The 24,884-nt window shown below is 70.8% G+C and carries 21 protein-coding genes; 13 read left to right on the top strand and 8 right to left on the bottom strand.

The window, feature by feature from the left end; genetic code table 11:
* Positions 1 to 103 precede the first annotated feature (103 nt).
* Positions 104 to 811: a hypothetical protein gene (locus tag AB0L91_RS24330; RefSeq protein WP_355275874.1), complete on the top strand. Its 708-nt coding sequence runs from the start codon at positions 104 to 106 to the stop codon at positions 809 to 811.
* On the opposite strand, the gene AB0L91_RS24325 is transcribed toward AB0L91_RS24330, so the two are convergent.
* From AB0L91_RS24325 to AB0L91_RS24310, 4 genes are all read right to left on the bottom strand, one after another.
* A complete protein-coding gene (locus tag AB0L91_RS24325; RefSeq protein ID WP_365013520.1) occupies positions 808 to 2,223 on the bottom strand; it encodes a wax ester/triacylglycerol synthase domain-containing protein in 1,416 nt (471 codons plus the stop codon). The genes AB0L91_RS24330 and AB0L91_RS24325 overlap by 4 nt on opposite strands.
* A complete protein-coding gene (locus tag AB0L91_RS24320) occupies positions 2,220 to 3,245 on the bottom strand; it encodes an alpha/beta hydrolase family protein (protein WP_365013517.1) in 1,026 nt (341 codons plus the stop codon). Before AB0L91_RS24320 ends, AB0L91_RS24325 begins: the two co-directional genes overlap by 4 nt.
* 1,394 nt (positions 3,246 to 4,639) lie before the next feature.
* Positions 4,640 to 5,158, bottom strand: coding sequence for a pyridoxamine 5'-phosphate oxidase family protein (locus AB0L91_RS24315; protein ID WP_365013515.1), 519 nt, complete (start codon positions 5,156 to 5,158; stop codon positions 4,640 to 4,642).
* Positions 5,159 to 5,192: 34 nt separating this feature from the next.
* Complete coding sequence (locus AB0L91_RS24310) at positions 5,193 to 8,420, bottom strand: BTAD domain-containing putative transcriptional regulator (RefSeq protein WP_365013512.1); 3,228 nt, start codon at positions 8,418 to 8,420, stop codon at positions 5,193 to 5,195.
* Positions 8,421 to 8,549: 129 nt separating this feature from the next.
* Here AB0L91_RS24310 and AB0L91_RS24305 point away from each other — a divergent pair, with 129 nt between their 5' ends.
* A complete protein-coding gene (locus AB0L91_RS24305) occupies positions 8,550 to 10,118 on the top strand; it encodes an MFS transporter (protein ID WP_365013510.1) in 1,569 nt (522 codons plus the stop codon).
* A 100-nt stretch (positions 10,119 to 10,218) separates the two neighbouring features.
* Here AB0L91_RS24305 and AB0L91_RS24300 read toward each other — a convergent pair whose 3' ends face one another.
* Complete coding sequence (locus AB0L91_RS24300; protein WP_365013508.1) at positions 10,219 to 10,827, bottom strand: maleylpyruvate isomerase family mycothiol-dependent enzyme; 609 nt, start codon at positions 10,825 to 10,827, stop codon at positions 10,219 to 10,221.
* A 67-nt stretch (positions 10,828 to 10,894) separates the two neighbouring features.
* Between AB0L91_RS24300 and AB0L91_RS24295 the strand changes: the two genes are divergently transcribed.
* Positions 10,895 to 11,785, top strand: a complete 891-nt coding sequence (locus AB0L91_RS24295) for a MerR family transcriptional regulator (protein ID WP_365013506.1) — start codon at positions 10,895 to 10,897, stop codon at positions 11,783 to 11,785.
* A 46-nt stretch (positions 11,786 to 11,831) separates the two neighbouring features.
* Here AB0L91_RS24295 and AB0L91_RS24290 read toward each other — a convergent pair whose 3' ends face one another.
* Together AB0L91_RS24290 and AB0L91_RS24285 are read right to left on the bottom strand one after the other, a co-directional pair.
* The gene (locus AB0L91_RS24290) at positions 11,832 to 12,344 is read right to left on the bottom strand and encodes a L,D-transpeptidase (RefSeq protein ID WP_355275859.1); all 513 of its coding nucleotides are present in this window, start codon (positions 12,342 to 12,344) and stop codon (positions 11,832 to 11,834) included.
* A gap of 158 nt (positions 12,345 to 12,502) precedes the next feature.
* Complete coding sequence (locus AB0L91_RS24285; RefSeq protein WP_365013503.1) at positions 12,503 to 13,663, bottom strand: FAD-dependent monooxygenase; 1,161 nt, start codon at positions 13,661 to 13,663, stop codon at positions 12,503 to 12,505.
* Between the two features lie 86 nt (positions 13,664 to 13,749).
* Here AB0L91_RS24285 and AB0L91_RS24280 point away from each other — a divergent pair, with 86 nt between their 5' ends.
* The 5 genes from AB0L91_RS24280 (at position 13,750) to AB0L91_RS24260 (ending at position 17,636) form a co-directional block, all read left to right on the top strand.
* Positions 13,750 to 14,451 carry a TetR family transcriptional regulator gene (locus AB0L91_RS24280; protein WP_365013501.1) on the top strand — a complete coding sequence of 234 codons (702 nt, stop codon included), beginning with the start codon at positions 13,750 to 13,752 and terminating at the stop codon, positions 14,449 to 14,451.
* Between the two features lie 227 nt (positions 14,452 to 14,678).
* Positions 14,679 to 15,107: a PaaI family thioesterase gene (locus AB0L91_RS24275; protein ID WP_355275854.1), complete on the top strand. Its 429-nt coding sequence runs from the start codon at positions 14,679 to 14,681 to the stop codon at positions 15,105 to 15,107.
* Positions 15,108 to 15,263: 156 nt separating this feature from the next.
* Positions 15,264 to 15,566 carry an urease subunit gamma gene (locus AB0L91_RS24270; protein WP_110035401.1) on the top strand — a complete coding sequence of 101 codons (303 nt, stop codon included), beginning with the start codon at positions 15,264 to 15,266 and terminating at the stop codon, positions 15,564 to 15,566.
* A 9-nt stretch (positions 15,567 to 15,575) separates the two neighbouring features.
* Positions 15,576 to 15,887, top strand: a complete 312-nt coding sequence (locus AB0L91_RS24265; RefSeq protein ID WP_355275850.1) for an urease subunit beta — start codon at positions 15,576 to 15,578, stop codon at positions 15,885 to 15,887.
* A gap of 27 nt (positions 15,888 to 15,914) precedes the next feature.
* Entirely contained in the window at positions 15,915 to 17,636 is a 1,722-nt protein-coding gene (locus AB0L91_RS24260) for an urease subunit alpha (protein ID WP_355275848.1), read from the top strand.
* Positions 17,637 to 17,693: 57 nt separating this feature from the next.
* On the opposite strand, the gene AB0L91_RS24255 is transcribed toward AB0L91_RS24260, so the two are convergent.
* Positions 17,694 to 19,001 (bottom strand): lipase family protein, encoded by a 1,308-nt coding sequence (locus tag AB0L91_RS24255; RefSeq protein WP_355275846.1) that lies wholly within the window; start codon positions 18,999 to 19,001, stop codon positions 17,694 to 17,696.
* A gap of 276 nt (positions 19,002 to 19,277) precedes the next feature.
* Between AB0L91_RS24255 and AB0L91_RS24250 the strand changes: the two genes are divergently transcribed.
* The 5 genes from AB0L91_RS24250 (at position 19,278) to AB0L91_RS24230 (ending at position 24,864) form a co-directional block, all read left to right on the top strand.
* Positions 19,278 to 19,949, top strand: coding sequence for an O-methyltransferase (locus AB0L91_RS24250; RefSeq protein WP_365013497.1), 672 nt, complete (start codon positions 19,278 to 19,280; stop codon positions 19,947 to 19,949).
* Between the two features lie 241 nt (positions 19,950 to 20,190).
* Positions 20,191 to 21,114 (top strand): LysR substrate-binding domain-containing protein, encoded by a 924-nt coding sequence (locus tag AB0L91_RS24245; protein WP_355275843.1) that lies wholly within the window; start codon positions 20,191 to 20,193, stop codon positions 21,112 to 21,114.
* A gap of 87 nt (positions 21,115 to 21,201) precedes the next feature.
* Positions 21,202 to 22,869: an AMP-dependent synthetase/ligase gene (locus AB0L91_RS24240; RefSeq protein ID WP_365013493.1), complete on the top strand. Its 1,668-nt coding sequence runs from the start codon at positions 21,202 to 21,204 to the stop codon at positions 22,867 to 22,869.
* Positions 22,870 to 23,011: 142 nt separating this feature from the next.
* Positions 23,012 to 24,262 (top strand): NAD(P)/FAD-dependent oxidoreductase, encoded by a 1,251-nt coding sequence (locus AB0L91_RS24235; RefSeq protein WP_365013491.1) that lies wholly within the window; start codon positions 23,012 to 23,014, stop codon positions 24,260 to 24,262.
* Positions 24,259 to 24,864: an SGNH/GDSL hydrolase family protein gene (locus AB0L91_RS24230; RefSeq protein ID WP_355275837.1), complete on the top strand. Its 606-nt coding sequence runs from the start codon at positions 24,259 to 24,261 to the stop codon at positions 24,862 to 24,864. The genes AB0L91_RS24235 and AB0L91_RS24230 overlap by 4 nt, the downstream gene beginning before the upstream one ends.
* Positions 24,865 to 24,884: the final 20 nt, after the last annotated feature.

The raw sequence follows: 24,884 nt of genomic DNA, 5'->3' as shown, positions 1-24,884 counted from the left end.
ACTTCTCCTGACTCGAATCCGGACACGACTTGTGAAGTCTGGTAAGCCTAACCTATGTTCCGAGACATCATCGTCACGGGAACCCACTGTTCGAGGAGGTTCGATGCCCGAGCCCGTCACCACCGCCACGTCCCGCAGCACCGCCGCGTTCGATCGCGCGTGTGCCCGGTTGCAATCGCTGCAACCCGAACATCCGCGGGTCTATGCCGTGGCGGCGATGGCCGGTCAGGGAAAGCGCCGCTGGTGGCATGTGCCGAACGGGCTGTCGGAGGGCCGCGTCGAGCTCATGTACCGCAGGCACGCCGCCGAGATGATCAACGACGACATCGCCGCCGAGGTGGTGGCGACCGCCCTCATCCACGCGGTCGTCGGCCGGGTGACGGCGCTGTTCGTGATGGCGGGCCGGGCCTGGGATCCCGGCCGGGACAATCTCTGGATCCATCATGACAACGATGGTGGCATCGACTGGGCGGGATTGTCCGACACCACGATTCGGGTCGTCGCCGGTGACCCCGAGGTCGACGAGCGCGACGCCGTCGCGCTGCCCTGCGAGGCGGCGATGGCGGTCTGGCTGGCCCAGCGGTGCGCGTCCTCGCTGATTCCGCTGCAGTCGGTGCTCACCCGCTGCTCCGGCCTGCCCGCGCGCCGGTTCTGGTCGCTGGTCGGCGAATCCGTCATCGGCGCGGCGACCTACGTGCCCGACCTGGCCCGCACCGACGCCACCGCGGGCGCCCGGCGTGGCCAGCTGCTGCTCGGCGCGCTCGAGGACCGGGGTCTGCCGGTGCGCCGGACCAGCTGCCTGCAACGCTAAGGGCCGGTCGCGGTGCGGACCGCCGCGGCGAGTTCACGGAACGACCGCAGCACGAGTTCGCCGTAGTGCTCCGGGTCCGGCATCATCCCCGGATTCGTGGTGACCGCGATGACGATGTCGTCACCCTGCGAGGTGATCAGGTGCCGCAGGCCGTCGCCGTCGAGGATCGGCAGCGCGCCGACCACCCGGCGGATCGGCCGCCCGCAGAAGACCAGGCTGTCGGTCACCGGCGGCACATTGCTGATGGTGGTGTTGCACAGCGGCACCGTCGCCGCGTTGTCGAAACGCCGTTGCGCCCTGGCCCATCCGGCCGCGCGCAGCAGCAGCGCGGGCGCGGTCTCCACCCGGCGGTCACCGCGCCGCACCACCGGGTCGGTGGTCCGCTGCTTGGCCAGGCCCGCCGACCGCCGGACCGCGGCCAGCCGGGCGAGCGGATCGGTGAGGTCGGTGTGCAGGTCGACGATCATCTGGCTGAGCTGATTCGCCGAATCCCAGTCGGCCACACCGCGCATCGACATCGGCACCATCGCGGCGAGCGAGCCGTCGGGCGTCTCGTCGTGCTCGGCGAGATAGGCGGCCAGCGCGCCGGCGATCGTCGTCAGCATCAGGTCGTTGATCGTGACCCGCTGTGGCGCCGCGGCTTTCGCGGCGAACACCTCCGGCATCGGCAGCGCGATCAGGTGGAAGGTGAGCTCCGCGTGGATATCCCGGTTGAAGCGGGTCGCGGGGCGTTCGGCCACCGGTTCGTGGATCGCGCCCGCGTCGACCAGTGCGCGGAGTTCGTCCTGCGCCGCGCGGGCGCGCCGCAATCCGCCGACGAACCGCGCGGGCCGCAGCGGAAGCGCGGCGCTCGTGCGGATCGCCCGGATCAGTGGGCGCGGCTCGTCGAGCCGGATCGCCGGCGCCGGGTCGGCGCCGAACAGCCGCTGCTCGAGCACGCGGGTGGCGACGCCGTCGCCGGCACTGTGATGGAACGCGAGCACCACGATGGTGGTCGGGCCCGGCATCGCCGGGACCCCGTCGACGCGGTCGAGCACATGGATGCGCCACGGTGGCCGCGTCAGATCCATCCGCGTGGCGGTGATCTCGGCGATCCGGGCGCGCGCGTCGTCCCAGGTGCCCGGCCGCTCCAGCGAGACGTGGTCGCGCACCGACATGGCCGGATCGGGCACCCAGTACGGCAGATCCAGGTCCATCGGCACGCGGTGCAGCCGACGGTGGAACAGCGCCGCGTGCCCGATGCTCGCGCGCACCCAGTCCAAGACCTCGCCGATGGTCAGCGGTGCCCGGCCCGCGGAGTCGGCGAGATACACCCCGACGACGTTCGACAGGTGCCGGTCGGTCTCGTCGTAGACGAACACCGCGTCGCGCGGGCGCAGCTGCTCGGTGCCGACCCGGAGTTCGGCGCTCACAGGCCCAGCGCCGTCGCCATCATCGGCCACGACGCGTGCAGGTCGTCTTCCCAATAGCCCCACGAGTGAGTTCCGGTCGGCCGGAGGTTGTAGGTGATATTCGTGCGGCCGAGCTGCTGGGTGCGCTGGGCCAAATTCGCTGTGCAATACATGGTCGCCGCTTCGATGCCGCCGCCGACGAGCATTTGATTCGTCAGAATGGAAGTCGGATTCTTTCCGTTGATATGAACTCGCGGATTCTGCAGCGTGTCGTGAATTCCGGGCAAACCCGTTCCGGCGGAAATGTACATCGGGATATCCGGTAGGCGGTGGGCCTGGACGAAGGGGTCGTGTTCGCGCCAGGCGGCGTCGGTGACCGGGCCCCACATGTTCTCCACGTCGCCGCCGCCCATCCGCACCACCAGCGAGACGAAGCCCCGGCCGATCGGGTCGCTGGTCATCGCGCAGCCGCTGTAGGCGGACACGCTGCGGTACAGGTCGGGGGCCTGGATGGCGAGGTCGAGGACCGAGGTGCCCGCCATCGAGATGCCCGCCAGCGAGTTGACGCCGGTGGTGCCGAAGGTCGCGTCGACGACCGGTGGCAGCTCCTGGGTGAGGAAGGTCGTCCACATGTTGCGGCCGTTGTTCTCGAGGTTCTTCCCGAGCTTCTCGTCGGGGCGCAGCCAGTCGGTGTAGTAGCTGAACGCGCCCTCCATCGGGATGACGACGTTGACGTGCTTGTCGGCGAAGAACCCGCCCGCGTCGGTCTGCCCCGGCCAGTTGGCCGAATCCTCGCCGCCGCCCGCGCCGTTGAGCAGGTACAACGTCGGTGCCGGGGTCGAGGTGTCGGCCGGCCGCAGCACGCGCAGGGCGATCGTGCGGTCCATGGCGGGGGAGTAGACGCTGATGTCGGCGACCTGGCCGGACTGGGTCCGGCTCACCAGGCGGGCGCCGGTGGCGGCCGCGGCCTGCCCGGTGTCGGCGAACACGGGTGTCGCGGCGAGCGCCACGACACAGGCGGCCGACAGGAGGGCGCGGAGCATGTCGTTGTTCATGGTGATGCGGGCCTGCTGACTTCTCGGGCGGTGCGGGGGCCGGACGACGGCCGGCCCCCGCTGGTGCGGCGGTTGATCGGGCTACGGGAAGAAGGCTTCCTTGCTTGATTGTCGAGAAACCTGAGGTCAGGGGTGGGTCAGCCGCCGATGGGCGTGCCACCGCTCAGGGAGATCAGCGCCTGGACGAGGGGCAGGGTGGTATCGCCGAGACTGGCCATGCCGGTGGCGAACATTTCGTAGAGGGAACCCATGTCTTACTCCTGCGGGTGTTATCGGATTACGGGAAGAGAGCTTCGACGGAGCCCAGGAAGGTCTCGAGCAGAAGGTCACCCTGGTTCGCGGAAGCCATTCCGCCCAGTACACCGAGTAGCAGCTCATCGAACGAGCCCATGAAGTATCTCCTTGCGCTGTTGTCATGCCCGAAGAGAGGGAGATCCCTCTCCGCGGGTGGTCATCACAATCTGTGGTCGATGTGATGCCGGTAACCTAGCTCTGGTTCCGAAGTGTGGCAACCCACTGTTTCACTCGCGCTGATTCGTTCATTTATTTCTTTCCTTCTGGAAGCTGCTCGGCGATTGCCGCGGGCGTTGCCATGTGTGCCTTGACCTGCGGTTGCAGCGACTATCTCCCTGTCGAATTGTTCGCCAGCCCCCATTTTTCGGGGGTTCCATCGTGTCTGGGTATCCTCTTGTTTCACCCTGTGCAGTGGTGGTTGATCATTCTGTCTGGCTATATATCTGTCGCGGGGGTGGACCGTGAACGGTCCACCCCCGCGCTGTCGGGCCGAGTGTTACTTACCTGGCGTCGGCGTACCGCCGCTGACGGTGATCAGGGCCTGGATGAAAGGCAGAACAGCGTCGCTCAGGCTGCCTGCGCCGGTCTGCATCAATTCGTAGAGAGATCCCATGTGCATTGTCCTTCGGTGAGATGGATACCGGACTCGTCAGTGAGCCGGACGGGGGTGTCGGGGCGAGGTCGTTTTACGGGAAGAATGCCTCGACGGAGCCGAGGAAGACCGCCAGGAGCCCATCACCCTCGACCATGGAACCCAATCCCGCAATGGCGGCCATCATTATCTCGGTCAGCGAACCCATGGTGAATCTCCTTGCATGATTGGTGAGCATCCCGCCGGAAAATGGAGGACCCGTCGGCCGGGATGTGGATCACAATCAGATCTCCTCTGCTGTGATGTGGGTAACGTAGCCCCGCTCATTTCCCTCGGCAAGGAAATCGCCCGATTCGCGAAATTCGACCCCACATCCTTCCTGGTGGAACTACCGGGAGTGTCTTGGTGTCCGTCACAACGGATCGCGCCGTGACCTGTACCGACGTCCAGTCCCGTCAGCTCCGACGGCGAACGGCCGCGTTCGCCGTCGGTGCCGTCAATCCCCCTGGAGTGAACCGCGCCAGATGCGGGCCGGAATCCCGCTGACCAGATCGCGGCCGCGCAGCACCTGTATCCGCCACGGCGTCAGGCGAAGCACCTGGAACGCCGGGTCGTCCGGGCCCTGCCAGAACTGGCCGGGGTCATAGCCGGCGCCGGGCGGGCTCCCGTGCCGGTACAGGTCCCACACGTGCGCGCGCTCGTCCGGATCGTCGGTCCAGCCGGCGACGGTATCCACGGCGACGGTGTTCTGCGCCGGACTCCAATACGAGAACGTCACATGCGGATTCCCCGCGATGTGCGCGGCTTTCACCGGCGTGCGATAGGTCCCGAGCCACCCGGTCGGCACCTCGCCGCCGGTTTCCCAGACCGGGATCAGCACCCGGGACCGGGGGCGCCCGGCGGCGTCGACGGTGGTCATCGTGGCGTAGTTGATCGAGCCGACGATGGCGTCGAAATCGGCCTTGATATCGGCGAAGCTCTGGACTGTCGACCTGGTGCGACTGTTGGTACTCATGGGTCCACCGTGGCCGGGCGGACTTCGGACCGACTCAGGATCGGCTCGAGGTCGCCCCCGCGACGAGGGTCGCCGGGTCGGCGGTCCGGCCGTGCGCGACCGCGGCCGCCAGTCCGTCGGCGCCCAGCTCGGCCCGGACGCGCGCCGCGATCCGGTCGACATCGCCGCGTTCGGCCTCGGGCAGGGGCGCTCCGGTGGCGCGACGCAGGGACTCGGCGGCGCCGAGCAGCTGAGCGGCCTGCTCGGCGTCGCCCGCCAGCGCGCGGGCGCCTGCCAGTCCCTCCAGAGCGAGCGCGTGGGCGCGGGGATCGCCGGTGCGCAGCGCCGCGTCCAGGCCGCGACGGTGCAGCTGTTCGGCCTCGGCGGCGTCGCCCGCGAGTTCGGCGGTGAAGCCCAGTTCGGCGAGGATCAGTGCCGCGCCGAACTGGGAGCCCGCGCGCAGATGCCAATCCAGCCAGGCGCCGAGGTGCGTGCGGGCGGCGGCGAGATCGCCGCGGCGCCGCGCGACCAGGCCGAGTCCGAGCTCCGCGGATTCCTCCCCGACCAGATGCCCCTGGTCGACGGCGATCCGGCGCGCTCGTTCGTGCAGTTCGGCACTGTGCTCGAAGTCCCCGCGCAGCAGCGCGATCCGGCCGAGCGAGGTGAGCCGCTCACCCACCTCGGTCCACAGCCCGAGCTCCTCGGCGGTCGTCAGCGCGGCCCGGTGCTCGGCGCGCGCGGTGTCGAGATCGCCGACGACCTCGGCGTGATTGCCGAGCAGGAAGCCCGCGATGCCCTGCCCCCAGCGGTCGCCGACCCGCGTGAACAGATCCCGGCTGCGTTCGGCGTGCCCGCGCATCTCGGTCAGCTCACCGCGTGCGAACGCGTCCCTGGCCAGCGACGCCGAGGCCGCCGCGACACCCCAGTCCTGACCGGCGTCGGCGAAGGCGGTGCGCAGCTCGGCGGCGCTGTCCATGTCGTGGCGCGCGGCGAACCCGGTGTGGACGTGCGCGAGATACCAGCGGGCCCGCAGCTCCGCCGGCGCGGGCCGCTCGCCGAGGGCGGGCAGCGTCTCGACGGTGCGGCCGCGCCCGAGCTCGAGCGCGCCGCGCCACAGCAGCGCGATCCGCCGTGCGGCCGGACCGGGTTCGCCCGGCACCGCCAGCGCGATACCGATCGACCGGATGCCCTCCGCGAGCCGCCCGCGCAGCACCCAATACCAGGCCAGCGCGTTCACGAGACCGAGCGCGTCGTCGGATCTGCCCGCGGCCCTGGCGGTCTCGAGCGCGCGGCGCAGGTCGGCCGATTCGGCGTCGAGCCGGGCCAGCCACCGCCGCTGGTCGCCGGTGCGCAGGTGCTCGTCGGCGCGTTCGGCCAGCGCGCGGTAGTAGGCGAGATGACGCAGGCGGGTCTCGGTCTCCTCGCCGCTGTCGCGCAGGCGGTCGACGCCATAGGCGGCGACCGACTTCAGCAGCCGATAGCGGGGCCTGGCGTCGGCGGCGGGCGCGATGACCAGCGAGCGGTCGACCAGGCGGGCGAGCAGTTCCGCGACGTCGATGCTGTCGACATGGCCGCCCGCGCAGACGGTCTCGGCCGATTCCAGGGTGGCGCCGTCGGCGTGGGCCGCGAGTCTGCGCAGCACCGCGCGTTCGGGCTCGTCGAGCAGTTCCCAGCTCCAGTCGATCACCGCGCGCAGCGTGCGCTGCCGATCGGGGGCATCCCGGTACCCGGCGGAGAGCAGCGTGAACCGGTCCTCGATCCGCTCGGCCAGGGTGTGCACGCCCAGCGCGCGGACCCGGGTCGCCGCCAGCTCCAATGCCAGCGGCAGGCCGTCGAGATGGCCGACGATGGTCGCGACTACGGCGGCATTGGCGTCGGTGACGGCGAAACCGGGGGTGGTGGCGCGGGCCCGATCGGTGAAAAGCCTGACAGCAGGCGACTTCTCGATCTCGGCCGTGGTTCCCTCCGCGGCGGGCACCGGCAGCGGCGCGACCGGCCACAGGTGCTCGCCCGCGATGTTCAGCGGGACCTGACTGGTCACCAGCACCCGCAGGTCGGGGGCCGCGCCGAGCAGCCGCGCGACCAGTGCCGCGGCGGCGTCGGCGACGTGCTCGCCGTTGTCCAGCACCAGCAGTGCCCGCTTGGCCCGCACCGCCTCGGCGAGCCGGGCGAGCTGGGTTCCGCTGTCGGGCACCGGGAACGGGCTGGTCCCCGCGGAGTCGTCGCGCACCTCGAAGGCCGCGGCGACCACCTCGGTGAGGGCGGTCAGCGCGCTGTCCGGCTCGGCGCCGAGGCACAGCCCGGCCAGCTCGACGAACAGCACGCCGTCGCGGGCCGGATGATCGGCGCCGACCGCCAGCGCGAGGCGGGTCTTGCCGACGCCGCCCGGACCGGTGAGCGTCACGAGTCGTTCGGCCCGGAGCAGGGCCTCGATCCCGGCGCGATCGTCCGCACGCCCGATCAACGCGGTGGCGGGAACCGGTAGCGTGGGCCGGGGCGTGACCGGAGTCGCCCGCGGCGGCCGGGTCGGCGCGCCGAGCGCCGGATCCTGTTCCAGCACAGCACGATGCAGCGCGGTGAGCTCGGGACTGGGATCCAGGCCGAGATCCTCGGCGAGGTGCTCGCGCAGGCGCCGGAACGAGTCCAGCGCCTCGCCGTGGCGGCCCGAGCGGTACAGCGCGAGCATGTGCGCGGCCCGCAGCCGTTCCCGCAGCGGATGTTCCTCGGTGAGCGCGCCCAGTTCGTCGGCCACCTGCTCGTGGTCGCCGAGCGCGATCCTGGCTCGCGCATAGTCCTCCGTCGCGGTGAGGCGCTGTTCCTCGAGGCGTAGCACCGGGATCCGGGCGAAGTCGTGGTCGGCGAGGTCGGCCAGGGCGGGGCCGCGCCACAGCGCCAGCGCCTCGGCCAGCAGGGGCGCGCGGGTAGCGTCGTCGGCGGTGCGCGCCCGGCGCAGCAGGTCCTGGAACACCTGCGTGTCGACCGCGCCGGGGGGAACGTCGAGGAGATAGCCGGGGGAGCGCGAGACCAGCAGGTCGCGGCCGCCGTCCTCGGCGTCGCCGAGCACCCGGCGCAGCTGGGACGCGCGGGTCTGCAACGATCCCGCCGGATGGGTGGGCAGCGCCGCGCCGCCCCACAGGTCCTCGACGAGCCGGTCGGCGGGCACGATCCGGCCCGGTTCCACCAGCAGTGCGGCCAGCAGGACCCGCACCTTGAGCTCGGGCACCCGGACCGGCTGCCCGTCGTCGGTCCACACCGCCACCGGCCCGAGCACCCCGAAACGCATGTCACCCACCCTAAACGGCGGGGCGGACGCGGCGGCCTCGAGGCGATCCGGAGTCGATCCGAAGGGTTCCCGAAGGGCCGCTCGGCACGGTGGGTCTCGTTCGCCTCCTCCTCGAAGGGAATCCTCCTGATGTCCGCGTTCACCGAAATCCCCGAGCGGGCAGGCACCCGCCAGTGGCTGGGACTGGCGGTCCTGCTCCTGCCGACGGTGCTGCTGTTCCTCACCATGACCGTCCTGTTCCTGGCCACCCCCTACATCGCCGCCGATCTGGCACCGAGCAGCGGACAGCTGTTGTGGATCAACGACATCTACGGCTTCGTGATGGCCGGGTTCCTCGTCACCATGGGCACGCTGGGTGACCGGCTCGGCCGCCGCAGGCTGCTGCTGGCCGGCGCCGCGTTGTTCGGCGTCGCCTCGGTGCTCGCGGCCTTCGCGCCCGGTCCCGAACTGCTCATCGCGTCGCGGGCGCTGATGGGGCTGGGCGCCGCCGCCGTCATGCCGGCCACCCTGTCGCTGATCACCACCATGTTCCGCGACGATCGCCAGCGGGCCACCGCCATCGGTCTGTGGGCGGCGTCGGTGTCGGCCGGGGTGGCGCTCGGCCCGCTGCTCGGCGGACTGATGCTGGCCTCGCTGTGGTGGGGCGCGTCCATGCTGATCGGCGTGCCGGTGATGCTGCTGGTCGTGCTCGCGGTGCCGGTGCTGGTGCCCGAGTACCGGGCGCCCGCGGCGGGCAGGCTCGATCCGATCAGTGTCGCGCTGTCGCTGGCCGCGCTGCTGCCGTTCGTCTACGGCGTGAAGAAGCTCGCCGAGGCCGGACCCACCGCCACGTCGGTGCCGACCCTGCTCGCCGGGGTGCTGTTCGCGGTGGTCTTCGTCCGCAGGCAGCTGCGCTTGGCCGACCCGCTGCTCGACGTGCGGCTGTTCGCCAACCGGACCTTCAGCGGATCGCTGGGCGTGTACATGCTCGCGGCCATCGCGCTGGGCGGGGTGTACCTGCTGTTCACGCAGTATCTGCAGCTGGTCGCCGCCCAGTCGCCGCTGGCGGCCGGGCTGTGGATCCTGCCCGCCGCGATCGGCCTGGTGATCGTCTCGACGGTCACTCCCGCGCTCGCCCGTCGGGTCCGGCCCGCGTACCTGATCGCCGCGGGTCTGGCGGTGTCGACGGTCGGCTACCTGGTGCTGACCCAGGTCGAGAGCGTCGCGGGTCTGCCGCTGCTCATCGTCGGCTTCTACGTCCTGTACCCGGGTATCGCCCCGGCCATGGCGCTGATCCCCGGCCTGGTCATCGGTGCCGCCCCGGCGGAGAAGGCGGGCGCCGCCTCGGCGGTGAACAGCACGGCCAGCGACCTGGGTGTCGCGCTCGGTGTGGCACTGCTCGGCAGCGTCGGTGCCGCGGTGTACCGCGCCGGGATGTCGGAGTCGACGGGCGAGGCCGCGGAAACCCTGCCCGGGGCACTGAAGTCGGCCGACTCCCTGCCCGCCGACGTCGCCGAGTCGGTCGTCGCCGCCGCACGCGAGGCGTTCACCAACGGCCTCAACGCCGCCGCGTGGACCGCGGCCGTCCTGTCCGCCGCCGGTGCGGTCCTGGCCGTCGCGCTGCTGCGCCGGATCCCGGCAGGTGCCACGTCCGTGCCGGATTCTGGTGCGGTGGAGGATGATCCCGCCGCGAGCGACCGGGACGTGGTGGCGGCGTAGCCCGGCGCGTTCGTGGTCGAGCCGACCGTCGGCCCACCATGCCACCACCACACAACGATCCGCGGTGCCGAGCAGTTCGGCATCGCGGATCGCCGCGTCGTCAGTGATCCGGTGATGTCCGGCCGGTGACGATCATCAGCAGCTCGGCGGCAGTCCCGGTGACCGGTGTGCCGGTGCCCGTGTGCCACCCGGTATCCGTTGCGGTGAGGGCGTAGCCGGCCAGGCGGGTGCGTGCGTGGAACGGGGTGCCCATCGCCCATACGCGTTCCAAGGACCACTGTGCCGCCGCGGTCGGCATCACGCGGTCGACGCCGAGGGGGACCGCGATGTCCTGTCCGTGGACCAGCAGATCCATCAGCCGGTCGGTCGGTGTCGTCCCGATCGGGGTGATTCGTGAGTCGACGGTGGACCGCAGCGCGTCGAGCAGTTCGGCGGTCGACATCCGGTCGGCGAGGCGGACGGCGGTGTCGTGGATGAGCCGGTCGAGATTCCCGCGGGCCCGGATCAGGTTCACCAGGAGCGAGCCGATCGTCACCCGGGTGGTCAGCACGAGGTGCGCCACCACATCCCGGATCCGCCAGCCCGTGCACAACGAGGGGGTGTCCCATGCGGATTCGGGCAGGTCGGCCAGCAGGTCGGCGAGGGTGGCGCGTTCGACGGCGACCGCCGCCCAGATCGCGTCGTCGGTACGGGAAGTTCGGGTGGTCATGGGTCCTCCTTCGCTGGGGTGTCGTCGGTACCGTAGGAACTCCACCGAGGTGGAGGTGCCAGTGACTGTGACCGACAGCACACCGATGACGATCGGCGAACTCGCGACCCGGACCGGCGTCGCGGTCCGCACGATCCGGTTCTACTGCGACGAGGGCCTGCTCGAGGTGCGTCGCACCGCGGCCGGGCATCGGGTGTTCGACCGGGCCGCGGTCGATCGCCTGCGACTGCTGCGCCGGTTGCGCGCCTTCGGCATCGGGCTGACCGCCATCGCCGACGTTCTCTCGGGCACCCGGTCGATCGCGGAGGTGATCGCCACCGAACGTGCCGCCGTCGACGCCGAGTTCGCGGCGTTGAGCCACCGTCGCGCGCTTCTCGCCGCTGTCGAGCACGCCGCCCCCGCGGCGCTGGATCTGCTTGCCGCCGTGGCGGATCCGTCGACGGCCCGGGCCACCCTTGGCACCTTCTGGCGCCGTCAGCTGGCACCGCTACCGCGCCCGCTGATCGAGGACTTCCTCGACATGAACGTCCCCGAACCCACTCTCGACGCCCCACCCGAGCACCTGCTCGCCTACGCGGAACTCGTTGCGCTCGTGGCGAATCCGGCACTGTCGATGGCGATGTCGGACACCATCCGCCACCGCGGCACCCCGGGGGTCCGCGACGAGCGCCGCCTGCTCCTCGACGTGGCCGACGCCTGCCTGACCGCGGCACCGGCGGTCGCCGCGGGCCGCGCGCCCGCGCCCGGCGCCGAACTCGACCACTACGTCGACATCCACGCGGGTGCGCGCGGCCTGGCCGACACCCCGGCCTTCCGGCGCCGGCTGCTGGCCGACACCGCCGACACCGCCGACGTCCGTCGGTACTGGCAGCTCACCGCCGCCCTCGCCGGCGACACGGTGACCTCCGGCGCGGCCCACCTCTGGCTCTTCGACGCGCTCACCGTCGCCGTGGCATGACAAAGGGGAGGCCGATGATCCGGCCTCCCCTTCGGGTCACGACGGCTCAGGGAACCACTTCGACGATGTCGCCCGGTTCCAGCCACTCGTAGTGCGCCTTCGCGCCTTCGGGCGTCAGCCGGATGCAGCCGTGGGACTGCTCCTCGGTGGGCCCGATGTGATAGGCGATGTCGCCGTTGAAGAAGACCGCGTACTCCATCGGCGCGTTGTGCAGGGTGCTCCAGTGGAACGGCTTCTTGAACGCCACCTTGAAGACCCCGGGCGGGGTCTCGTAGCCGGGACGGCCGTGCGACATCGGGCTCGGCCCGAAGGTCACCTTGCCGTTGTCCATCAGCCAGGCGTTGTTGGTGGACAGCTGCAGGCAGGCGCGCGCCTTCTCGCTACACGGCGCGACCACCGGCTCCGGCGGCGGCGCGGGAATGATCGCCGGAACACCGGGAACATCGGGACCGCCGGGCCACAGCGGCTCGGCCTGCACCGGCGCCGCGACGGCGGCTCCGGCGACGGCCGCGCACAGGGCCGCCTGCGCGGCCCAGCGGGGGATACGACTACTACTCACGAAATCTTGCCTCTCTCGCCGCGCCCACCCCTGGCCGTCGTGCGCCCAGAACATGAGCTTTCAACATCGACACAAGCCTCGGAAACATAGAGGTACGTGTGATCATGGAGTATTGCGATCGTGTTGAGCAAGCCCAGGCGGCCGTCTCCGGCGCGCCGTCACGCGGCCCGCGCGCGCTCCGGCCGGAACACCCGGGCGGCCAACGGCGGCAACACCATCAGCCGGGTGAACTGGTCGCGCAGCCGGATGGCGGTGCGCGAGCTGGGGATCAGCATCGCGCTGCTCGCCCCGACCGACCGCTGCCGGGCGCGCACGGTGGCCCGCAAGACCCGCTCGTAGCGGGCGAACGCGGCCCGATGCCCGTCGCCGACGGCGAGTTCGGTGGCCAGCCGGTGCGCGCCCTCGATCGCCAGTGACGCGCCGGCGCCGGACAGCAGCGTCGCACAGTAGGCGGCGTCGCCGACCAGGCCGACCCGCCCGCGCGACCAGCCGGGCATCCGGATCTGGGTGATCGCGTCGAGGTAGAAGCCCGGATCGGCGGTCGCCGCGTCGACCAGGGCGCCGACCCGCCAGGCATCGGTGTCGAAGTGGCTGCGCAACAGCTCCTTCTGTGCCTGCTGGTCCCGCGGCACGGCGAGCTCGCGCGGGGTACGGAAGGCGAAGAACGCCTGGGCGCTCGCGTGTCTGCCGGACCGGTAGACCCCGGCGACCCGGCCCGGTGCGTTGTGCAGCGTCACCTCCCGCGCGGTGCCGAAGTCCGGGTCGACGGCGGCGGTGGCGAAGCACAGGCCCAGGGGATAGGCGGCCTCCGATTCCGGGCGCACCGCGAGCTCGCGCACCCGCGAGTGCAACCCGTCCGCGCCGATGACCAGGTCGAACTCCGCGCTGGTCCCGCTCGTGAACTCGACCTGGACGGCCGCCTCGTCCTGGGTGATCGAGGCGACGGCGTCGCCGAACCGGTAGTCGGCGTCGTCGGCGGTGGCCTCGTGGAGGACGCGGGCGAGGTCGCCGCGCATCACCTCGAGGTCGTCGGGGCCGTTGAACGTGCTGGTCGGCATGCCCGCGACCCGCCTGCCGTCGGCGTCGACGAAGGTGAGCTGCCGGATGTCGGTGGCGAGCTCGCGCACCGCGGGCAGCACGCCCATGGCGTCGGCGATGCGCACGGCGGCACCGCGCAGGTCGACACCGTTGCCGCCGGGACGCGGCGCGGGGGCGAGCTCGACGACGGTGGGTGCGACGCCGTGCCGGGCGAGCCACCAGGCGAGGGTGGGACCGGCGATACCGGCACCGGAAACGAGAATGCGTGGACTGGTCGGCATGGCGACTCTCCTCGTAGAACTGACCTGCGGTCAGTCCTCACGGTAGATTCCTGACCCCCGGTCAGTCAAGGCGCTAGGATGTTCCGATGACGGACGAGCAGACGCCGGGCACGCGCGAGCGCATCCTGGCCGTCGCCATGGAGCTGTTCGGCGCGCACGGGTACCACCGCACCACGGTCCGCGCGATCGCCGATCAGCTGAACATCTCCAAGGCCGGTGTGCTCTACCACTTCCCGAGCAAATACGACATCCTCGCCGGGCTCGCCGAGCCGCTGCTCGTCGCGATGGCCGGGGCGGTCGCCGACGCCGCCCATCCCGATCCGCGCACGGCCAGGCGGCAGGTCCTGGAAGGGCTGCTCGAGGTGTTCCTGGAGTACCGGTATCTGTTGCGGCTCAATGTGAACGACCTGGCGCTCGCCGCGCCCGGCGCGATCTTCGAGCGGTTCCGTACCACGATGCTGGCGGCGAACCGGCTCGTCGCGGGCCCGAGTCCGGCGCTGGCCGAGCGGGTGCGGGCGGCGCAGGCGCTGGGCGCGCTCAGCGACCCGGTGGTGTTGTTCGCCGAGGAATCGCCCGCCGACCTGCGGGCGGAAGTGCTGGCCGGGGTCGAATTGCTCTATCCCGAGGCCGTGGTTCCGGTGGCCGCGCCGCGCGGGCGGCCCGCGGCGCTCGACGCGGAGCGCATCGCGGCCGCGCGCCGGATGAGCGAGGTCGAGCAGCGCAGCGCCACCGAGATCGCCGCCGTGCTCGGCGTCTCGCGCGCGACGGTGTATCGGTATCTCAAATAGGAAATTATGAGACTATTTTTGAGACGAATGAGACGAATCGGCGAGGCGCTTGACCACTTAGGTAAGCCTGACCTATGCTCATCTCGGCGTATGGATGAGCCGGTGGTCCCGAGGGCTGCGGTCGACCCCCTCATTCCTGCCGCGGCGGGCTCCGTCCCTGTGACGGGGTCCGCCGCTTCGTCTCCCGGGGTGTCGGCCGCGGAATCCGATGGTGTAGACCGGAGCGTATGACCGACAACACCCTGTCCCTGGCCGCGATCACCCCGGAGCTGATGACCAAGGCCAGCGAAGGCACCTTCACCGATCTGATCGGGTTGCGCTACACGGAGGTGGGCCCCGACCGGGTGTGCGGCGAATGGGAGGTGCGTCCGCAGCTGCACCAGCCCGCGGGCATCCAGAACGGCGGCGTCTACTGCACCGTGATCGAGACCCTGGCCAGCGTGGGCGCCGGCGTCTGGTTCGGCGAGCGCGGCTCCGTCGTCGGCGTCAACAACAACACCGACTTCCTGCGCGCGGTCCGCGAGGGCGTGCTCACCGGCGAGGCCACCCCCATCCACCGGGGCCGCAGCCAGCAGCTCTGGGTCGTGGTGATCACCGACGCCGAGGGCCGCACCGTCGCCCGCGGTCAGGTCCGCCTGCAGAACCTCGCCGCCTGACCCCCCATAGTCATGAATGCCGGGGATAACGCCCGGCTCGGCGGGTTCGCGCGCGGAGGAGACCGGGTGGTCGGGAACCGTGTCGGGTGGACGGGCAGGGGCGCGTCGGGCGTGTCAGAATGTCGGACACCTGACCACGATCCGTGAGGAGACCCGATGCGCCTGTCGCCGCACGAGCAGGAACGGCTGCTGCTGAGCTACGCGGCCGAACTGGCCCGCCGCAGGCAGGCGCGGGGACTCAAGCTCAACCACCCCGAGGCGGTCGCGCTGATCACCGATCACGTGCTCGAAGGCGCCAGGGACGGGCGGACCGTGGCCGAGCTGATGTCCTCGGGGCGCTCGGTGCTCACTCGTGACGACGTCATGGCCGGCGTTCCGGAGATGATCCACGACGTGCAGGTCGAGGCGACCTTCCCCGACGGCACCAAACTCGTCACCGTGCACCACCCGATCGGATAGGCGACGCCCATGATTCCCGGTGAATACCTCTGTGCCGAGGGCACGATCGAACTCAACGCGGGCGCCGTGCGCGTCGAACTCGACGTCGTCAACACCGGCGACCGCCCCGTCCAGGTCGGCAGCCACGTGCACTTCCCGCAGGCCAACGCCGCCCTCGACTTCGACCGCGCGGCCGCGCACGGCCACCGCCTCGACATCCCCGCCGGCACCGCGGTCCGCTTCGAACCCGGTCTGCCGCAACGTGTCTCGCTGGTGCCGATCGCCGGCACCCGCGAGGTGTACGGGATCAGCGCGAACCCGCCGGGCCGTCTCGATGCGTGAGTCCACGACCTCTTCGGGAGAGAACCGATGACCGAACTGAGCCGCGCCCGCTACGCCGAACTGTTCGGGCCGACCACCGGCGACCGCATCCGGCTCGCCGACACCGACCTGATCATCGAGATCACCGAGGACCGCAGCGGCGGACCGGGTCTCGCCGGTGAGGAAGCCGTCTTCGGCGGCGGCAAGGTGCTGCGCGAATCGATGGGCCAGTCCCGCGCCACCCGCGCCGACGGCGCTCCCGACACCGTCATCACCGGTGTGGTGATCATCGACCACTGGGGCATCATCAAGGCCGACGTCGGCATCCGCGACGGCCGCGTCTGCGGTATCGGCAAGGCGGGCAACCCCGACACCATGTCGGGTGTGCACCCGGACCTGGTCGTCGGCCCGTCGACGGAGATCATCGCGGGCAACGGCCGCATCCTCACCGCGGGCGCCATCGACTGTCACGTGCACTTCATCTGTCCGCAGCTGCTCGACGAGGCGCTCGGCGGTGGCATCACCACGCTCATCGGCGGCGGCACCGGCCCGGCCGAGGGATCCAAGGCCACCACCGTCACCCCCGGCTCCTGGCACCTGGCCCGGATGCTGGAGGCGCTCGACCACTGGCCGATGAACATCGTGCTGCTCGGCAAGGGCAACACGGTCAGCCAGGAATCCATGTGGGAGCAGTTGCGCGCCGGCGCTTCGGGTTTCAAGCTGCACGAGGACTGGGGTTCCACGCCCGCCGCCATCGATGCCTGCCTCACCGTCGCCGACGCCGCGGGCGTGCAGGTGGCGCTGCACTCGGACACCCTGAACGAGGCCGGTTTCGTCGAGGACACCCTGGCCGCCATCGCCGGGCGTGGCATCCACGCCTACCACACCGAGGGCGCGGGCGGCGGGCACGCGCCCGACATCATCACCGTCGCTTCGTATCTCAACGTGCTGCCCAGTTCCACCAACCCGACCCGGCCGCACACCGTCAACACCCTCGACGAGCACCTCGACATGCTCATGGTCTGTCACCATCTGAGCCCGTCGATCCCCGAGGACCTGGCCTTCGCCGAATCGCGGATCCGCCCGTCCACCATCGCCGCCGAGGACCTGCTGCACGACCTGGGCGCCATCTCGATGATCGGCTCGGACTCCCAGGCCATGGGCCGCATCGGCGAGGTGGTCATGCGTACCTGGCAGACCGCGCACGTGATGAAACGCCGCCGCGGTGCCCTGTCCGGCGACGGCGCGGCCGACAACGCCCGCGTGCAGCGCTACATCGCGAAGTACACCATCTGCCCGGCGGTCGCGCACGGGCTCGACGACGAGATCGGCTCGGTGGAGGTCGGCAAACTGGCCGATCTGGTGCTGTGGGAGCCCGCGTTCTTCGGGGTGCGCCCGCACGCGGTCCTCAAGGGCGGCATGATCGCCTGGGCCGCGATGGGCGACGCCAACGCCTCCATCCCCACCCCGCAGCCGGTGCTGCCACGCCCGATGTTCGGGGCCGCCGCCCCCGCCGCGGCGGCCACCTCGCTGCACTTCGTCTCCGAGCAGGCCATCGACGACGGGCTGGCGAACCGGCTCGACGTGCGGCGGAAGCTGGCGCCGGTCAAGAACGTCCGCCGGGTCACCAAGGCCGACATGCCGCGCAACGACGCGATGCCGCGGATCGAGGTCGACCCCGACACCTTCACCGTCCGCGTCGACGGCGAGGTGTGGACCGAGGAACCGGCCACCGAACTGCCGATGGCCCAGCGCTACTTCCTGTTCTGAGTCCGGAGACGACACCGGGGGCCCGCGCCGTTGCGGGCCCCCGGTGCCGTGCGGCGCTCAGTCGAACGAGCAGCCGCCGACCGGCTTGTCGGCAAGCCGGTCGAGCAGGTAGGTCACCGCGTTGTCGGGACCGAAGCCGTCGATCAGTTCCGGACCGAAGTGGTTCGGGATGGTCGTGCCGGGCAGGATCGGCGGCAGTTCGTTGGTGCGGAAGGTGACCGTGGCGCCCTGGCCGCACCAGTCCTCGGCGAGGCGGCGGGCCTGGCCGTAGGGGACCGTGTCGTCGTTGCGGCCGCTGGTGATCAGCACCGGGGTGGTGGGCGCGGTGCTGCCGATGCGCAGTTCCGCGAGCACCGGTGCGGCCTCGGGCAGCTCGGCGAGGTGTTCGGTGAGCGAACGCCCGTCCACGGTCAGTGAATTCGTCTTCATGAACGGGTGATAGGTGATCAGGTCGGCGACGCACGAGTCGCTCAGGGTCGCGAGCTTCGCCCGGCCCTGCGGGCTGGTCACCCGATCGACGGCCTGCTGGAGTTCGGGGTAGCGGGCGAGCATGCCGTTGACCGCGAAGCCGATCGCGCCGCCGATCAGGGCGCCGTCGATGCGGGTCAGGATGGCCGACAGGTCGGCGACCGGTCCACCGGCCCAGGTCCCCTTGAGATTCAGCTCCGGCGCGTAGCTGGGCGCCATCTCCGCGGCCGCGGCGGTGGCACCGCCACCCTGCGAGTAGCCCCACAGCACCAGCGGCGTCTCGGGGCCGACCCCGGCGAGCGCGTTGGCGGCGCGGGCGCCGTCGAGGATCGCGTGGCCGCTTTCGAACCGGTTGGCGTAGGTGTGGATGCCGGGGGTGCCGAGGCCGATGTAGTCGGTGATCAGCACCCGCGCGCCGAGCGCGCTCCACACCGCCGAGGACGGCAGCTCCTGGTTCGCCGAGAGCCCCAGCGGGTCGGCGGTCACCGAGACACCGGTCGAGAAGGCCACCGACATCGCGCACCGGTCGCCCTGGCCGGAGGTGCCGGGGCCGATGACCACGGTCGGCCGCGGGCCCGCGCCCTGCCACGGGTTCTTCGGCTCGATGTAGGTGCCGGAGACGGCGACGGGGGAGCCGTCCTGCAACCGGCTGGTGTACATCACGTGCTGGGCCTGGGTCGGCCAGCCCGCCGCGGTCGGCGGGGTCGCCAGGATCGTCATCGGCTGGGTCTTCACGATCGCGCCCGGGGTCTGCGGGATCTCCGCGGGCGGCACGTAGAACGCGCTGACCGGCTCCGCCGCCACCTGCGTGCCGACCACCCCGGATCCGGCCACCGCGGCCAGGCAGGCCAGTGCGGTCACCGCCGCCCGGCGCGCCAGCGATCGTGCTTGCTGCATACCACTCCCATCGATGCCACCGCCGCACCGCTGCGGCTGTGTCCTGAGTCGCGGCGGAGGTAGATCATGACGCACGTCACGCCGCGGCGACCAACCGAACGGTAACACTGTTACCGCACGCCGGAAACCTCGGGTCGGCCCAAACGGCGGGATCTGCGCCGACCCGCGGACGGTGACCCGGGCCGGGCGCCGAGTGGGCCTGTGGGAGCGGGACATCCAGCTCCCCACGCGGTCGAGTCCGCGCCGAGGACCGCCGAGGGTGGCACACTGGCGCCCATGACGGACAACGACTGGGCCGATGTCGACCGCTATATCGTGGACGCGCTGGTGGGCGACGACGGCGCGCCCGCCCTCGCCGCGAACGCGGAGGCCGGACTGCCCGCGATCGACGTCTCGCCCCCGCAGGGCAAGTTCCTGCACCTGCTGGCCCGGTCGGCGGGCGCGCGCCGGATCCTCGAGATCGGCACCCTCGGCGGGTACAGCACCGAATGGCTGGCCAGGGCGGTCGGCGACGACGGCACCGTGGTCACCCTCGAGTTCGAGCCGCGCCACGCCAAGGTCGCGCGGGAGAACCTCGACCGGGCCGGGGTCGGGGCCAGGGTGGACATCCGGGTCGGCGCAGCGCTGGACACGCTGCCCGAGGTCGCTGAGGACGTGACCGAACCGTTCGACCTGGTGTTCATCGACGCCGACAAGATCAACAACGCCAACTACGTGCAGTGGGCGTTGCGGCTGACCCGCCCCGGCTCGGTGATCATCGTCGACAATGTGGTGCGCCGCGGCGGGCTGGCCGACGAGCAGTCCGAGGATCCCAACGTGCGCGCCAGCCGCGAACTGGTCGAACTGCTCGCCGCCGAGCCGAGCCTGGACGCGACGGTGTTGCAGACGGTCGGCTCGAAGGGCTGGGACGGCTTCGCCTACGCGGTCGTCAACGGGCCGGAGTCCTGAGTACTGGGCCGGGTGCACACCTTCCGCAAGGCCGCCGCGGCGCGGTAGAGTGAGCGGTTCCGTGGCAGGCCTTGGCGCGCCTGGTGTTTCGGTGCCGGTCCGCGGCGCGCCGGGTCGGCCACGCCGTGTCCGGGGCGGGTTCACCCACCGGCAACGCGCACGGCGACTTCTGGGCGATCGGTATTCATCACGGGTTATCCGGCCTCGATAGCGTGGTGGTACTCGGAAGGAGCCCGGCGTCATGGAATTCCGACACCTCGTTTCGTTCATCACCATCGCCGAAGAGTTGCATTTCGGTCGCGCAGCGCAGCGCCTCCATCTGACCCAACCAAGTCTCAGTGCCCAGCTGCAGAAGCTGGAGAAATCGCTCGGCGTCCAACTGGTCGCCCGCAACTCCCATGAGGTGCGGCTGACCCCGGCGGGGCGGGAGTTCGAACTCCAGGCCCGCCAGATCGTCGCCCAGCTCGACCGTGCCGCCCAGGCGGCCAAGGCGACCGCCGAAGGTCGCGCTGGTAGCCTCAATATCGGCTACAACCTGCCAGCCAGCAGACACGTGCTGCCGGAGGCGCTGACCAGGATGACCGAACGACACCCCGACATCGTGGTGTCGCTGTGGGAGAAGCGGACCGGGCCCCAGCTGGCCGGCCTCGCCGACGGATCACTCGATCTGGCCCTGGTCTACGGTCATCCCAGTACCGCGGACTTCCGGTATCGCCGTCTGCTGCACCGGGTTCCGTTGGTGGCCGTCGTCGGCCGCCGACATCGGTGGGCGGACCGGCCGGGAGTGCCGTTCGCCGAATTGCAGAGTCAGGACTGTGTGCTGTTCGCGCGCGAGCAGTGTCCCGCGATGTACGACACGATCCTGCGCTCGGCCGCCGAGACCAGGATCTCGCTCAATGTCACGCATTCGGCCGACGACCCCGGCGCGACCGCGCACATGGTCTCGGTCCGTCCACTGGTCGGGTTCGCCTCGCTACCACGGGCGATTTCGATGGGAATGGGTGTGGCGGGCAGCAGCTCGGTGGCGGTGAAATTGTTCGATCCGGTGCCGACACTGGATTTGCACGCGGTGTGGCGTGCCGACGAGCCGAACCCCGCCGTGTCGCTGTTCCTGGAATGCATCGAATCGGCACAGATAGATGATGTCCGGGCATTGTCGGCGTGAACCCGTCGATAGGACATGACTCTCGCACGGTAGGAACAGCGATGGCGGCGGCGACGGGAATGGTTGCCGCCGTGAAGAATTCAAATCGTGAACACAGTGTCTGTCACCGCGAACGGATTCGTTCCATCCGATAGTTCCAGTCTGTATGAGATTGTTTCCGAAGCGGCACGGCGTGACCCCGCGCGCCATTCCCTGTGTGCCGTCGACGGAACCCAGCTGACCACCGGCGACCTCGACACCCGCGTCCGCGCGCTCGCCTCGGCCCTGCTCGACCGAGCGGTGGCCGCGGGTGACCGCGTGGCCGTGCTCGGCCGCACGAGCCTGGAGTGGGCGCTGCTCGACTGCGCCGCCGTCGCGATCGGCGCGGTGATCGTGCCGGTGTACCCGACCTCCTCGCCGGCCCAGATCGAACACATCCTGCGCGACAGCGGCAGCCGCTTCTTCGCGGCCGAGACCGCCGACGACGCGGTCCGGCTGACCTCGGCGGGCGCCGACGGCGAGGTCTGGTCGTTCGACGAGCTCGGCGCGTGGTCCACCCTGGGCGCCGAGCACCCCGAGCTCGACGCGCGGCTCGCCGCGGTCGGCGCAGGCGACCTGGCGATGATCGTCTACACCAGCGGCACCACCGGTCTGGCCAAGGGCTGCATGATCAGCCACCGCAACATGTACGTCACCGCGGCGAACACCGCCCGCCAGACCGGCACGCTGTTCGACGGTACGACCGCGCTGGCGCTGCCGCTCTCGCACGTGTTCGGCCAGACCATCCTGTTCGCCTGCCTCTACGGCGGCAGCCGCACCCACCTGCTGCCCGGCGTCCCCGACCTGGTGCCCGCCCTGTCCCGGCTGCGTCCCACCTTCCTGGCGCTGGTGCCCTACGCGCTGGAGAAGATCCGCAAGCACACCCGCGCCCTGCTCACCGAGGAGCAGGAGGCGGCGGCGGTCGAACGCGGACTCGCGCTGCTGGCCGAGGGGTCGGCGCCGACCCCGGCGGACGATGCCGTGGCGGCCGCCTTCGGTGGGCAGTTGCGCCATGTGATCTCCGGCGGCGCGTCGCTGGACGACACCACGGCGGGCTTCTACGCCGGGGTCGGCGTGGTGATCCTGAACTGCTACGGCCTGACCGAGGCGGCCACCGCGGTCACCGTCAGCGCGCCGGAGACCAACCGGCTCGGCACCGTCGGGCGCCCGATTCCCGGTACCGAGGTCGGCATCGGTGACGACGGCGAGGTGCTGGTCCGCGGGCCGCACGTCTCGCCGGGGTACTGGGGCGGGGCGGCCGATCAGCGGCCCGTCGACGAGGAGGGCTGGCTGCACACCGGCGACATCGGTGAACTCGACGACGGTCACCTGCGGATCACCGGGCGCAAGAAGGAGATCCTGGTGACCTCGGGCGGCAAGAACGTCGCCCCGACCTTGCTCGAGGACCGGATCCGGCTGCACCCGCTGGTCAGCAACTGCATGGTCGTCGGTGACGGGCGTCCGTTCGTGACCGCGCTGGTCACCCTCGACGCCGACCGCGCCGCCAAGTGGCAGATCGACCACCCCGACACCGACCCCGCCACCGAGATCCAGGCCGCCGTCGACGACGCCAATTCCCTGGTGTCGCGCGCGGAATCCATTCGCGCATTCCGCGTCGTCGACGGCGATTTCACCGTCGACGCCGGCCTGCTCACCTCGTCGCTGAAATTGCGCAGAGCCGCGATCGCCGACACCTATTCCGCGGACATAAATCAGCTGTACGTGTCGCGCGGGTAACGCGACGCGAAATTTCCCCCGCCGTCCCGCCGACGATAGCCGGGACCGATCGGCCGATGAATTGCGGTGGCCCGCAGTGGTTTCCGCAATACACCGGCGACAGACTCGAAATCGGAATTCGACCACCGAAAGTGATCACATCATGTATGACGTCATCGTCGTCGGAACCCGGGTCGCGGGCTCGCCCCTGGCCATGCTGCTGGCCCGTCAGGGTTACCGGGTGCTCGCCGTGGATCGCGCGACCTTTCCCAGCGACACCCCGTCCACGCACTACATCCACCAGGCCGGCCTCGGCTTTCTGAAGTCCTGGGGTCTGCTCGACACCGTCGTGGCCACCGGCTGCCCGCCGATCCGCCACCTCAACTTCACCTACACCGACATCGAGATCCCGGGCATGGCCGACCCGTCGGCCGACGGCATCGACGCCGTGTACTGCCCGCGCCGCACTGTGCTCGACAAGATCCTGGTCGACGCGGCGGGGGAGTCCGGCGCCGAGCTGATCGAGGGCTTCACCGTCACCGGGCTGCTGCGTGACGGCGACCGAGTCGCCGGCATCCGCGGCCGTGTCGGCGAGGGCCCCGAGCAGGAGTTCCGCGCGAAACTGGTTGTCGGCGCGGACGGTTCGAACTCGATCGTCGCCAAGGAGGTCGGCGCGGCCACCTACGAGGGCTCGCCCGCGGCCTGCTTCGTCTACTACTCGTACTACGAGGGCGTGGACTGGGGCATGCACCACCGCACCGGTTTCGGTGAGCAGCAGTTCGCCTCCTGGCCGACCAACGACGGCCTGGCCCTGGTCGCGGTGATGCGCAAGCGCGACCGCTTCCGCGACTTCCGCACCGATCCCGACGCCGGCCTGCAGGAGATCGTCGACCAGGTCGACCCGGAGATCGGCGCGCGCCTGCGCGACACCGGCAAGCGGGTCGAGCCGTTCCGGCCGATGCTGTACCCGGACAACTACCGGCGCCAGTCCTTCGGTCCCGGCTGGACCCTGGTCGGCGACGCCGGCTACCACAAGGACCCGTTCACCGGCTGGGGCATCACCGACGCCTTCAAGTACAGCCAGCTGCTGGCCGACCTGGTGCACGAAAGCCTCTCGGGGGTCCGTCCGTTCGAGGAGACCATGCCGGAGTACCAGCGCGAGCGCGACGCGCAGAGCGCCAGCACCTACGAGCTGACCCAGTCGATCTCCGACCTCACGCTGACGCCGTACTACGACTCGGTGTTCCGCGCGGCGAGCCGCAGCGAGCACTACTCGAAGAAGTTCTTCGGTCTGATCGCCGGGCTGTACCCGCCGGACAAGTTCTTCGGCGAGGAGGAGCTGGCCGCGCTCTACGAAGAGGTGAACTTCCCCGTCGCCGACCGGCATGTGGTGAATACCGGAGTTTCGGCGTGATCGCGGCCGGCCTGACGGCGCTCGGCGACAGCTTCGTGGAGGGCCGGGGCGACCCGGCCGCGGCGGGCGGCTACCGGGGCTGGGTGTCGCGGCTGGGCGGCCAGCTCGGCCTGCGCCCCGCCACGATTCGCAACTTCGGCACCCACGGCGCCACCACCGGTGATGTCGTCGCGGGTCAGCTGGCGGCGGCGACGAGCGCCCGGGCCGGCCTCTACGGTGTGGTTGTCGGCGTGAACGACCTGGTCAGCGCGTACGACGAGGCCCGTTTCGCCGACAACCTGCACACCATCTTCACCACCCTGCGGGCGGGCAAGGCCACCGTGTTCACCGCGACCTACCCCGACATCCCCGCCCGGCTGCCCGTGCCCGACGGCTTCCGCGCGCTGCTGCGCGAGCGGTTCGCCGTCGCCAACGAGGTACTCGCCCGCGTCACCGCCGACACCGGCACCCTGCTGCTGGATATCGCGGCGCACCCCGACTGGGCCCGGCCGGAGGTGTGGACCGCCGACGGTCTGCACCCCAGTCCGGCGGGTCACCGCCTCTTCGCCGCCACCGCGGCCGAACTGATCTCGTCGACCACCGCCACCACTGTCGCCGCTTGAGTTTCGCGACTGCCCGTTTT

It is taken from the genome of Nocardia sp. NPDC051833 (assembly GCF_040681225.1).
Lineage (GTDB): Bacteria > Actinomycetota > Actinomycetes > Mycobacteriales > Mycobacteriaceae > Nocardia.
The sequence above is the reverse complement of the archived record's forward strand: the minus strand, read 5'-3'. Positions and strand labels throughout refer to the sequence as shown.

Coding starts and splice junctions, on each gene's coding strand:
- AB0L91_RS24275 (WP_355275854.1), top strand. CDS start 14,679: ATGACCGACAACACCCTGTCCCTGGCCGCGATCACCCCGGAGCTGATG.
- AB0L91_RS24250 (WP_365013497.1), top strand. CDS start 19,278: ATGACGGACAACGACTGGGCCGATGTCGACCGCTATATCGTGGACGCG.
- AB0L91_RS24265 (WP_355275850.1), top strand. CDS start 15,576: ATGATTCCCGGTGAATACCTCTGTGCCGAGGGCACGATCGAACTCAAC.
- AB0L91_RS24300 (WP_365013508.1), bottom strand. CDS start 10,827: ATGACCACCCGAACTTCCCGTACCGACGACGCGATCTGGGCGGCGGTC.
- AB0L91_RS24255 (WP_355275846.1), bottom strand. CDS start 19,001: ATGCAGCAAGCACGATCGCTGGCGCGCCGGGCGGCGGTGACCGCACTG.
- AB0L91_RS24320 (WP_365013517.1), bottom strand. CDS start 3,245: ATGCTCCGCGCCCTCCTGTCGGCCGCCTGTGTCGTGGCGCTCGCCGCG.
- AB0L91_RS24235 (WP_365013491.1), top strand. CDS start 23,012: ATGTATGACGTCATCGTCGTCGGAACCCGGGTCGCGGGCTCGCCCCTG.
- AB0L91_RS24280 (WP_365013501.1), top strand. CDS start 13,750: ATGACGGACGAGCAGACGCCGGGCACGCGCGAGCGCATCCTGGCCGTC.
- AB0L91_RS24315 (WP_365013515.1), bottom strand. CDS start 5,158: ATGAGTACCAACAGTCGCACCAGGTCGACAGTCCAGAGCTTCGCCGAT.
- AB0L91_RS24270 (WP_110035401.1), top strand. CDS start 15,264: ATGCGCCTGTCGCCGCACGAGCAGGAACGGCTGCTGCTGAGCTACGCG.
- AB0L91_RS24330 (WP_355275874.1), top strand. CDS start 104: ATGCCCGAGCCCGTCACCACCGCCACGTCCCGCAGCACCGCCGCGTTC.
- AB0L91_RS24245 (WP_355275843.1), top strand. CDS start 20,191: ATGGAATTCCGACACCTCGTTTCGTTCATCACCATCGCCGAAGAGTTG.
- AB0L91_RS24310 (WP_365013512.1), bottom strand. CDS start 8,420: ATGCGTTTCGGGGTGCTCGGGCCGGTGGCGGTGTGGACCGACGACGGG.
- AB0L91_RS24260 (WP_355275848.1), top strand. CDS start 15,915: ATGACCGAACTGAGCCGCGCCCGCTACGCCGAACTGTTCGGGCCGACC.
- AB0L91_RS24285 (WP_365013503.1), bottom strand. CDS start 13,663: ATGCCGACCAGTCCACGCATTCTCGTTTCCGGTGCCGGTATCGCCGGT.
- AB0L91_RS24305 (WP_365013510.1), top strand. CDS start 8,550: ATGTCCGCGTTCACCGAAATCCCCGAGCGGGCAGGCACCCGCCAGTGG.